The sequence below is a fragment of the Enterobacteriaceae endosymbiont of Donacia thalassina genome (assembly GCF_012568245.1).
In the GTDB taxonomy this organism is placed as follows: domain Bacteria; phylum Pseudomonadota; class Gammaproteobacteria; order Enterobacterales; family Enterobacteriaceae.
In genome coordinates, this window is the sequence record NZ_CP046188.1 from 341,303 (window position 1) to 352,472 (window position 11,170).

The window sequence follows — 11,170 nt, forward strand, 5'->3', positions numbered from 1 at the left end:
TATTTAATTAATTTAAAATATATTATAAAATGAATTCTCATGTTTTAGCCATAAAATGGCGTCCTCGATCTTTTAATGATGTTGTTGGTCAAAATCATGTAGTACAAGCTATAAAATATAGTTTATTTACAAAAAAAATACATCCTGCTTGGATTTTATCTGGTAGCAGAGGAATTGGTAAAACAACAATAGCACGGATTTTTGCAATGGGTTTAAGTTGTTTAAAAGGTATAACAAAAAATCCATGTGGATTATGTGAAAACTGTATATCTATAAAAAATAATTCTTTTTTAGATTTGATTGAATTAGATTCTGCCTCTAAAACTAAAGTAGAAGATATTAGAGAAATTTTAGAAACAATTTATTATCTCCCTGTTAAAGGGAGATATAAAATATATATTTTTGATGAATTTCATATGTTATCAAAACATAGTTTTAATGCTTTATTAAAAATAATAGAAGAACCACCTGAATATATAAAATTTATATTTGCAACAACAGAATTACAAAAAATACCTATAACTATTACATCTAGATGTATGCAATTTAATTTAAAATTAATAGAAAAAAATCTTATTTTAGATCAATTAAAAAAAATTTTAAATAAAGAAAAAATAAAATATAATCAAGAAGCATTAGATATTTTATCAGATGCTGCATATGGAAGTATGAGAGATGCATTGAGTTTAACAGATCAATTAATATCTATGGGATCATTTACTGTAGAAAATGTTCATTTAATGTTAGGATTAGTAAAAAAAAAATATTTATTTTTATTAATATATAATTTTAAAAATAAAAAACATAATTTAGTATTCAATTTAATTAATAAAATTTCTATGTTTAACATTAATTGGGAAAATATTATCACAGAAATGATGATATTATTACATAATATTTTAAAAATTAAAATTTTAAAATATAATTCTGATTATTTTTTCCAAAATTTAAATTTTGAAAAAAATATATCAATATTTTCTCAAAAAATATTTAATGATTTTTCAGAAAATGAATTAACATTCTTATATAAATTTTTAAATACAGGTAAAAAAAATTTATATTTAGCACCAAATCCTAAAATAGGATTTGAAATGATAATATTAGAAATATTATTATACTTTAGTAATTAATTATGAAATATATTAAAAATATAAAAATTTATTTTTAAAATTAAAATATTTTATATAGGAAAGGGAAAAAATATTTATGCATAAAAAAGAAACCAGAAGTTTTCAATCTGAAGTTAAACAATTATTGCATCTAATGATTCATTCACTTTACTCAAATAAAGAAATTTTTTTAAGAGAATTAATTTCTAATTCTTCTGATGCTGTTGATAAATTAAAATTTAAAACATTATCTAATCCTGAATTATACGAAAATAATTCAATTTTAAAAGTACAAATTTCTATAAATAAAGAAAAAAGATTAATTACCATTAATGATAATGGTATTGGTATGTCTCGCACAGAAATAATTGAAAATTTAGGTACAATTGCAAAATCTGGTACTAAAGATTTTATAAAATCTTTAAATTTATCTTCTGATAAAAAATCAGAACAAAATTCACAATTAATAGGTCAGTTTGGAGTTGGATTCTATTCTGCTTTTATAGTTGCTGATAAAGTTTCTGTTAAAACTAGACTAGCTGGATCTCCTATAAATGAAGGTGTATTTTGGGAATCTACAGGTGAAGGTAATTATTATATAGCTAATATTAACAAAGAATTAAGAGGTACTGAAATTATATTACATATACGTCCTAAGTTTGATGAATTTTTAGATACATGGCGTATAAAAACAATAATTAGTAAATATTCAGAACATATAGCATTACCTATTGAAATAGAAATGTATAATGATAAAGAAAAAAAATATTATTGGGAACAAATTAATAAAGCACAAGCACTTTGGTTACGTAATAAATCAGAAATTAGTGTAAAAGAATATAAAGAATTTTATAAACAATTAACTTATGATAATATTGATCCAATTACTTGGAGTCATAATCATGTAGAAGGTAAACAAGAATATATTAGTTTATTATATATTCCTTCAAATATTCCCTGGGATATACGTAATCGAGATTATAAAAATGGATTAAAATTATATGTACAAAGAGTTTTTATTATGGAAGATGCAGAACAATTATTACCTAAATATTTAAGATTTATAAGAGGTTTAGTAGATTCAAATGATTTACCTTTAAATATTTCAAGAGAAATTTTACAAAAAAACAGTATAATTCATAACATGAAGATTACATTAACAAAAAAAGTTCTTAATATGTTAATGAATCTTAGTAAAGATAAAAATAAATATAATGATTTTTGGCAAAAATTTGGTTTAGTTTTTAAAGAAGGACCAGCAGAAGACATAAACAATAAAAATATTATAATAAAATTATTAAGATTTAATTCTACATATAATAATAATTCAGAACAAAACGTATCCTTAGAAGAATATTCAAAAAGAATGATAAAAGGACAAAATAAAATATATTTTTTAACATCAGATAATTATATTTCTGCAAAAAATAGTCCTCATTTAGAATTTTTTTACAAAAAAGGAATTGAAGTATTATTATTAATAGATCACATTGATGAATGGATGATGAGTTATATTACTGATTTTGAAGGAAAAAATTTTCAATCTATTAGTAAACAGGATGATTCATTAGATGAATTTATTAAAAATAAAGATAATATCATAAAAGATGAAATAAAAAAAGAATTTAAACCTTTCTTAAAAAGAATACAAAATTTATTAGGTAATAAGATTAAAAAAGTAAAATTAACAAATAGATTAATTAATACACCTGCTATTGTTACTACAGATATTAATGAAATGAGTACTCAAATGGCAAAATTATTTGCTGCAGCAGGACAAGAAACCCCAGAAATAAAATATAATTTTGAATTAAATCCTAATCATATTTTAATAAAAAAAATTTTAAAAATAAAAGATGAAAAATATTTTTCTGAATTTATTTTTCTATTATTAGAAGAAGCAATTTTAGCAGAAAAAGGTACTTTAGATAATCCGCATAAATTTATTAATCGTATAAATACTTTTTTATCTAAAATATAAATACATAGATAAGATAATTATCTTAATGATTATCTTATCTTTTAAAAGATATTGTTTTAAATTTTTTTTTATTAATTATTATAATTATTTAAATATGTATAATTAAAATAATTTAATTCTATTAAAATTTAATTTATATAAAAATTATATTTAGTTAGTTATAATAAATTGTTTACTATTTTAAAAAATCGTCTTATGATTTAACTTAAAATATTAAAAATTTCTTTTAAGAAATTTTATATAAAAAATATATATCTTATCTTTCTTAAGAAGAGATAAGAATTTTATTCACAATCTTAATAAATTAATAATATAAAAAAAATGGCAGAAAAAAGAAACATATTTTTAATAGGACCTATGGGAGCAGGTAAAAGTACAATTGGACGTCATCTTGCAAATTTATTAAAAATGGATTTTTTTGATTCAGATCAAGAAATTGAACGTAGAACAGGAGCTGATATTAATTGGGTTTTTGATGTAGAAGGTGAAAAAGGTTTTAGAAAACGTGAAAAAAAAATCATTAATGAAATAACTCAAAAACAAGGAATTATATTAGCAACAGGAGGTGGTTCTATTAAATCAAAAGAAACAAGAAAATTTCTCTCTTCTAGAGGTATTGTAGTATATTTAAAAACTACTATAGAAAAACAGTTAAGTCGTACTAAAAGAGATAAAAAACGTCCTTTATTAATAAAAAATAAAAATAAATTAGCAAAAGAAATATTAGAAAAATTAGCTAAACAAAGAAATCATTTGTATGATGAAATTGCAGATATTATAATTAAAACAGATGAAAAAAGTGCAAAAATTGTTGCTAATCAGCTTATTAACTTATTAGAAAAAAATTAAAAGGATATAATATTATATATGAGGAAAACTATTTTAGTTTCAACAAAAAAACATAATTATCCTATTATTATCGATTTTAATTTATTTGATAAACCATTATCTTTACCTTTTTTAAAAAAAGGAGATAGTGTTATGATTGTAACTAATAAAATAATTTTTTCTTTATATTTTAAAAAAATATCTAATCAACTTAATAATGTAGGAATAAAAGTTAATTATGTAATAATTCCTGATGGTGAAAAATATAAAACATTAATTACTGTAAATATTATTTTTACAGCATTAATTAAAAATTCACATAATAGAGATACTACTTTAATTGCTTTAGGTGGGGGTGTTATTGGAGATATAACTGGTTTTGCTGCATCTAGTTATCAAAGAGGTGTAAAATTTATACAGATACCTACAACTTTATTATCACAAGTAGATTCTTCTGTTGGAGGAAAAACAGCTGTTAATCATATTTTAGGAAAAAATATGATTGGTAGTTTTTATCAACCAAATATTGTAATCATAAATTTAAGTTGTTTATATACTTTATCAAAAAGAGAATTTTCCGCTGGTTTAGCTGAAGTTATAAAATATAGCATTCTTTTTGATGAAAAATTTTTTTCTTGGTTAGAAAATAATGTTAATAAATTATTTAATTTAGATAAAAAAACTTTGATCTATTGTATAAGTAAATGTTGTAAATTAAAATCTCAAATTATTCATGAAGATGAATTCGAAAAAAATAAAAGAGCATTATTAAATTTAGGTCATACTTATGGACATGCAATTGAATCAGAAATTGGATATGGTAAATGGTTACATGGAGAAGCTATATCAGCTGGTATTGTTATTGCATCTTTAACATCTAAAAAACTTAATTTTATAAATAATAAAGATATAATAAGAATTATTAATTTATTAAAAAAATGTAATTTACCAATTAAAGGTCCAATTAATATGAATACAGAACAATATTTTAAACATATTTATAGAGATAAAAAAACATATAAAAATAAAATTCATATAATTCTTCCTATTAAAATTGGAAAAGCAATTATATATAAGAATATTTCTGAAAAAATTATTACTAATGCTATAAATGAAAATAAAAATATAATTTAAAATAATTATTTATATTAAATAAAAAAATTTAATAAAATGAAAAATAAATTAATTGCTGCATCTATTTTATCTGCTAATTTTACTTGTTTAGGAAAAGAAATTAATGATGTTTTAAAAGCTGGAGCTAATATAATACATTTTGATGTTATGGATAATAATTATGTACCTAATTTATCTATTGGTCCTTTAGTTTTAAAATCTTTAAGAGAGAATAATATTAATTGTCAAATTGATGTACATATAATGGCAAAAAATATAGATAATTTAATAATTAGTTTTATAAAATTAGGTGTAAATAGTATTATCATACATCCAGAAAGTTCACTTCATTTAGATAAAAGTATATCATTAATAAGAAAATATGGATGTAAAGCAGGATTAGCGTTAAATCCTTCTACATCTTTAAATTGTCTAGATTATTTAATACATAAATTAGATTTAATATTAGTTATGTCGGTTAATCCTGGTTTTGAAGGACAAAAATTTTTAGATTATATCTATAAAAAAATTATTCAAATTAAAAAAATTATTAATAAACAGAAAAGGAATATTCTACTAGAAGTAGATGGGGGTATAAATATTAATAATATAAAAAAAATAGCTATTTCAGGAGCAGATGTATTTGTTATCGGTTCAGCTATATTTAAAAATAAATTACCATATAATAAAATTATAAAAAATTTAAAATTAGAATCAAATTACTTTTTTAAAAAATAATATTTAATTTATTTAAAAAAATAAAATAGTATATAAAATACATTATGAAAAAAAAAATAATATTTAGTGGAATACAACCAACTGGGTCACTTACTATTGGTAATTATATTGGAGCTTTAAGTCAATGGAGAAAATTGCAAAAAAAATATTTTTGCATTTTTTGTATAGCTGATTTACATTCTCTTACTATATATCAAAAAAAAGATGTATTAAATAAAAATATATTAGATATTTTAGCTATATGTTTAGCATGTGGAATTAGTCCTGAAAAAAGTATTATTTTTGTACAATCTCATGTTCCTCAACATTCTCAATTAAATTGGATTTTAAATTGTTTTACTAATTTTGGAGAAATGAAGAGAATGACTCAATTTAAAGAAAAAATATATTTAAATAAAAATATTAATATTGGTTTATTTAATTATCCTATATTAATGGCTTCAGATATATTATTGTATCAAACAAATAAAGTACCAGTAGGTAAAGATCAGATTCAACATATTGAATTAACTAGGGATATTGCTTATAGATTTAATAATATTTATGGTAATATATTTACTATCCCTGAAAAGATACTTAATACTAATGGTTCATGTATTATGTCATTAACTAATCCACAAAAAAAAATGTCTAAATCTGATCCTGATAATAATAATATTATTGATTTATTTGATAGTGATTTTATAATTAAACAAAAAATTAAAAATGCAATTACTGATTCTAATTACCCTCCTAATATAAAATATGATTTTAAAAATAAACCAGGAATTTCTAATTTATTAATTATACTTTCTAATATAACTGAATGTTCTATAAAAAAATTAGAACAAAATTTTAAAAATAAAAATTATAATAATTTAAAAGAATCAATTATCGATAATTTATGTATATTTTTAAATAAATTAAGAAAAAAATATTTTTTTTACAGAAATGATGAAAAATATTTAAAAAATATTATGTTTAATGGAGCAAAAAGAGCAAAAAAACAAGCTAATATTACTCTAAAAAAAGTATATGATACTATTGGATTAAGTTTTAAATAAACTTTTATAAAAAATATAATTTATCTAGTTCCATAAATAACAATTGTTTTACCATGAGCATAAATTAAATTACGTTGTTTAAGTATTTTTAAGGTACGACCTACTGTTTCTCGAGAACAACCTACTATTTTACCTATTTCTTGTCTAGTTATTTTTATCTGCATACCATCTGGATGAGTTATAGCTTCTGGAGATTTAGCTAAATTAAATAATGTTTTTGAAATTCTATGAGTAACATCTAAAAAAGCTAAATTGCTTACTTTTTTAAATGTAGTCTGTAACTTATTAGCAAGTTGTGAAGAAATTTTCATAATAATATTATTATTCATTTTAATTAAATTATAAAAATTTTTATATGAAATTTTTGCTAATTTACATTCTGTTTTTAATTTTACTAATGTAATTTCTTTGTAAGGATTATTAAAAATCCCAATTTCACCTATAAAATTACCTTCATTTAAATAATTAAGTATAATTTCTTTACCATTTTTGTTTTTAATAGAAATAATAATAATTCCTTTTAATATATAGTAAAGATTTTTAGAAATATCTCCTTGTTTAATTAGAATCATTTTTGCTGGGTATTTATTAATATGACAATAAGAAAGAAACCATTCTAAAGTAGAATCTTTTTGTAACTTAAAAAACATTAGTAATTATCCTTCTATTATCTATTATTTGAAAAAATAGTATAAATAATATGCTGATACCCAGAATTGAACTGGGGACCTCATCCTTACCAAGGATGTGCTCTAACCTTCTAAGCTATATCAGCTAAAATATATATAGATTATTTTTATTAATACGAAAAATTAAAAAATTTATTTGAGCAGACAACGGGAATCGAACCCGTGTTATCAGCTTGGAAGGCTGAAGTAATACCATTATACGATGTCTGCTGTTATAAATATATATAAATTTTTATTTTGTTAAAAATTTGGTGGGAGAAGGATTCGAACCTTCGAAGTCTTTGACGACAGATTTACAGTCTGCTCCCGTTAACCACTTGGGTATCCCACCTTGTTAATATTTAAATAAATAAAAAATATACATGCCGGCTACCGGAGTTGAACTGGTGACCTACTGATTACAAGTCAGTTGCTCTACCATCTGAGCTAAGCCGGCATATTATATAAATAAAATATAAATGTCTTATAAAAAAAAATTTATCCTGGTATTTACCTACTCTTACATGGGGTAAACCCCATACTACCATCGGCACAACAACGTTTCACTTCTGAGTTCGGAATGGATTCAGGTGGTACCATTGCGTTATTTATACCAGGATAATTTTATTAAACTGTAAAATAATTTAATTAATAATTAAATCTAAACGATTCTGGTGTTGTAAGGTTAAGACTCACGGGTGTTTATTAGTACTGGTTAGCTTAATATATTACTATACTTACACATCCAGCCTATCAACGTCATAGTCTTTAACGTCCCTTAAGGAATTTTTGTAAATAATTAACAAAAATTCAGGGAAGATTAATCTTAAGACAAGTTTCGCGCTTATATGCTTTCAGCGCTTATCTTTTCCGTATTTAGCTACCGGGCAATGCTATTGGCATAACAACCCGAACACCAGAGATACGTTCACTCCGGTCCTCTCGTACTAGGAGCAAATTCTTTCAATCTTCCAACGCCCACGGCAGATAGGGACCGAACTGTCTCACGACGTTCTAAACCCAGCTCGCGTACCACTTTAAATGGCGAACAGCCATACCCTTGGGACCTACTACAGCCCCAGGATGTGATGAGCCGACATCGAGGTGCCAAACACCGCCGTCGATATGAACTCTTGGGCGGTATTAGCCTGTTATCCCCGGAGTACCTTTTATCCGTTGAGCGATGGCCTTATCATACAGAACCACCGGATCACTAAGACCTGCTTTCGCATCTGTTCGAATTGTCATTCTCACAGTTAAGCCAGCTTTTGCCTTTGTACTAACCTCACGATTTCCGACCGTGATTAGCTGACCTTAGTACTCCTCCGTTACTCTTTAGGAGGAGACCGCCCCAGTCAAACTACCTACCAGACACTGTCTCTAACCCGGATAACGGGTTTAGGTTAGAATAATAAATATCAAAGGGTGGTATTTCAAGATTGGTTCCATATTAACTAGCGTTAACATTTCATTACCTCCCACCTATCCTACACATCAATATTTATTAATCAATATCAAGCTATAGTAAAGGTTCACGGGGTCTTTCCGTCTTGCCGCGGGTACACTGCATCTTCACAGCAATTTCAATTTCACTGAGTCTCAGGTGGAGACAGTCTGACCATCATTACGCCATTCGTGCAGGTCGGAACTTACCCGACAAGGAATTTCGCTACCTTAGGACCGTTATAGTTACGGCCGCCGTTTACCGGGGCTTCGATCAAGAGCTTCTTATTAAAAAATAATAACTCTATTAATTAACCTTCCGGCACCGGGCAGGCGTCACACCGTATACGTCCACTTACGTGTTTGCACAGTGCTGTGTTTTTAATAAACAGTTGCAGCCAGCTATTATCTTAGACTGATTTCAGCTCCAAAAGTAAATTTCTTCACTTACAATCAGTGTGCCTTCTCCCGAAGTTACGGCACTATTTTGCCTAGTTCCTTCACCTGAGTTCTCTCAAGCGCCTTAGTATTCTCTACCTGACTACCTGTGTCGGTTTAGAGTACGATTCAATATTATCTAGAGCTTAGAGGCTTTTCCTGTAAGCATGGTATCAATTACTTAAATACAATAAAGTATCTCGTCATTACGCCTCAATGTTACAACTATTCGGATTTTCCTAAATAATTCATCTAAACGCTTAAACCAAGACTACCATCACTTGGCTAATCTAACCTTCTCCGTCCCCCCTTCGCAATAATAATGAGTACAGGAATATTAACCTGTTGTCCATCGACTACGCTTTTCAGCCTCATCTTAGGTTTCGACTTACCCTACCTCGATTACCGTTGGATAGGAACCCTTAGTCTTTCGGCGAATAGGTTTTTCACCTATTTTATCGTTACTCATGTCAGCATTCGCACTTCTGATCTTTCCAACAAATCTCACAATTTATCTTCAACAATTTACAGAACGCTCCCCTACCCAATAAAAAAATATTATTGTCGCAGCTTCGGTGTATAATTTAGCCCCGTTACATCTTCCGCGCAGGACGACTAGACCAGTGAGCTATTACGCTTTCTTTAAATGATGGCTGCTTCTAAGCCAACATCCTGGCTGTTTATGCCTTCCCACTTCGTTTCCCACTTAATTATAACTTAGGGACCTTAGCTAGCGATCTGGGTTGTTTCCCTCTCCACAACGGACGTTAGCACCCGCTGTGTGTCTCCCGTGATAACATTATTCGGTATTTGAAGTTTGCATCGGATTGGTAAATCTGGAAGATTCCCTAACCGAAACAGAGCTCTACCCCCGAATATGAATTACACGAGGCGCTACCTAAATAGCTTTCGGGGAGAACCAGCTATCTCCCGGTTTGATTGGCCTTTCACCCCTAACCACAAGTCATCCGCTAATTTTTCAACATTAGTCGGTTCGGTCCTCCAGTAAGCATTACCAAACCTTCAACCTGCTCATGGTTAGATCACCGGGTTTCGGGTCTATACCTTGCAACTAAACGCCCTTTTAAGACTCGGTTTCCCTACGGCTTCCTTATTCAGTTAACCTTGCTACAAAATATAACTCGCTGACCCATTATACAAAAGGTACGCAGTCACATTTATAAAAATGCTCCTACTGCTTGTACGTATATGATTTCAGGTTCTATTTCACTCCCCTAACCGGGGTTCTTTTCACCTTTCCCTCACGGTACTAGTTCACTATCGGTCAGTCAGTAGTATTTAGCCTTAGAGGATGATCCCCCTATATTCAAACAAGATTTCACGTGTCTCGTTCTACTCTTCGAGATTATATTTATAATACTTTAATATACGGGACTATCACCCTATATTGTATAACTTTCCAGTTATTTCTATTAGTATAATAAATACAAATATCTCTGGGCTATTTCCTGTTCGCTCGCCACTACTAAGAAAATCTCTATTGATTTCTTTTCCTCAGGATACTTAGATGTTTCAGTTCTCCTGGTTTACCTCGTTATTCTATGAATTCAAATAACGATAATATATTATTAAATATATTAGGTTTCCCCATTCGGATATCATCGATTAATAACGTTTTAAATCAACTTATCGATGCTTTTCGCAGATTAACACGTCCTTCATCGCCTCTGACTGCCAAGGCATCCGTCATATACGCTTATTTACTTAACCTTACAACCCACAATCGTTTAAATAAATTTAATTATTAATATTAAATTTAATTATCTTTTATCTAATTTTTAAAGAACA

At 26.6% G+C, this 11,170-nt stretch carries 7 protein-coding genes, 4 tRNA genes and 2 rRNA genes; 6 read left to right on the forward strand and 7 right to left on the reverse strand.

Annotated features, from left to right (window positions below; genetic code table 11):
* Window positions 1–29 precede the first annotated feature (29 nt).
* From dnaX to trpS, 6 genes are all read left to right on the forward strand, one after another.
* Window positions 30–1,130, forward strand: coding sequence for a DNA polymerase III subunit gamma/tau (gene dnaX, locus GJU02_RS01685; RefSeq protein WP_168919356.1), 1,101 nt, complete (start codon window positions 30–32; stop codon window positions 1,128–1,130).
* Between the two features lie 70 nt (window positions 1,131–1,200).
* Window positions 1,201–3,090 (forward strand): molecular chaperone HtpG, encoded by a 1,890-nt coding sequence (gene htpG / locus GJU02_RS01690; RefSeq protein ID WP_168919467.1) that lies wholly within the window; start codon window positions 1,201–1,203, stop codon window positions 3,088–3,090.
* Window positions 3,091–3,411: 321 nt separating this feature from the next.
* On the forward strand, window positions 3,412–3,939 hold the full coding sequence (gene aroK / locus GJU02_RS01695; protein ID WP_168919357.1) for a shikimate kinase AroK: 528 nt from the start codon (window positions 3,412–3,414) through the stop codon (window positions 3,937–3,939).
* 18 nt (window positions 3,940–3,957) lie between these two features.
* Window positions 3,958–5,052: a 3-dehydroquinate synthase gene (gene aroB, locus GJU02_RS01700; protein WP_168919358.1), complete on the forward strand. Its 1,095-nt coding sequence runs from the start codon at window positions 3,958–3,960 to the stop codon at window positions 5,050–5,052.
* A gap of 36 nt (window positions 5,053–5,088) precedes the next feature.
* Window positions 5,089–5,769: a ribulose-phosphate 3-epimerase gene (rpe, locus tag GJU02_RS01705; RefSeq protein ID WP_168919359.1), complete on the forward strand. Its 681-nt coding sequence runs from the start codon at window positions 5,089–5,091 to the stop codon at window positions 5,767–5,769.
* Window positions 5,770–5,813: 44 nt separating this feature from the next.
* Window positions 5,814–6,812 (forward strand): tryptophan--tRNA ligase, encoded by a 999-nt coding sequence (gene trpS / locus GJU02_RS01710; RefSeq protein ID WP_168919360.1) that lies wholly within the window; start codon window positions 5,814–5,816, stop codon window positions 6,810–6,812.
* A 20-nt stretch (window positions 6,813–6,832) separates the two neighbouring features.
* Here trpS and crp read toward each other — a convergent pair whose 3' ends face one another.
* The 7 genes from crp to GJU02_RS01745 all read right to left on the reverse strand — a co-directional run bounded on the left by crp (window position 6,833) and on the right by GJU02_RS01745 (window position 11,092).
* Entirely contained in the window at window positions 6,833–7,462 is a 630-nt protein-coding gene (gene crp / locus GJU02_RS01715; RefSeq protein ID WP_168919361.1) for a cAMP-activated global transcriptional regulator CRP, read from the reverse strand.
* Between the two features lie 51 nt (window positions 7,463–7,513).
* Window positions 7,514–7,587, reverse strand: a tRNA-Thr gene (locus GJU02_RS01720).
* A gap of 53 nt (window positions 7,588–7,640) precedes the next feature.
* Window positions 7,641–7,711: transfer RNA gene (locus GJU02_RS01725), tRNA-Gly, on the reverse strand.
* Between the two features lie 39 nt (window positions 7,712–7,750).
* Window positions 7,751–7,832: transfer RNA gene (locus GJU02_RS01730), tRNA-Tyr, on the reverse strand.
* 32 nt (window positions 7,833–7,864) lie between these two features.
* Window positions 7,865–7,937, reverse strand: a tRNA-Thr gene (locus tag GJU02_RS01735).
* Between the two features lie 44 nt (window positions 7,938–7,981).
* Window positions 7,982–8,098: ribosomal RNA gene (gene rrf / locus GJU02_RS01740) — 5S ribosomal RNA — on the reverse strand.
* A gap of 63 nt (window positions 8,099–8,161) precedes the next feature.
* Window positions 8,162–11,092, reverse strand: a 23S ribosomal RNA gene (locus GJU02_RS01745).
* Between the last annotated feature and the right edge of the window lie 78 nt (window positions 11,093–11,170).

Coding starts and splice junctions, on each gene's coding strand:
- dnaX (WP_168919356.1), top strand. CDS start 30: ATGAATTCTCATGTTTTAGCCATAAAATGGCGTCCTCGATCTTTTAAT.
- aroK (WP_168919357.1), top strand. CDS start 3,412: ATGGCAGAAAAAAGAAACATATTTTTAATAGGACCTATGGGAGCAGGT.
- aroB (WP_168919358.1), top strand. CDS start 3,958: ATGAGGAAAACTATTTTAGTTTCAACAAAAAAACATAATTATCCTATT.
- rpe (WP_168919359.1), top strand. CDS start 5,089: ATGAAAAATAAATTAATTGCTGCATCTATTTTATCTGCTAATTTTACT.
- trpS (WP_168919360.1), top strand. CDS start 5,814: ATGAAAAAAAAAATAATATTTAGTGGAATACAACCAACTGGGTCACTT.
- crp (WP_168919361.1), bottom strand. CDS start 7,462: ATGTTTTTTAAGTTACAAAAAGATTCTACTTTAGAATGGTTTCTTTCT.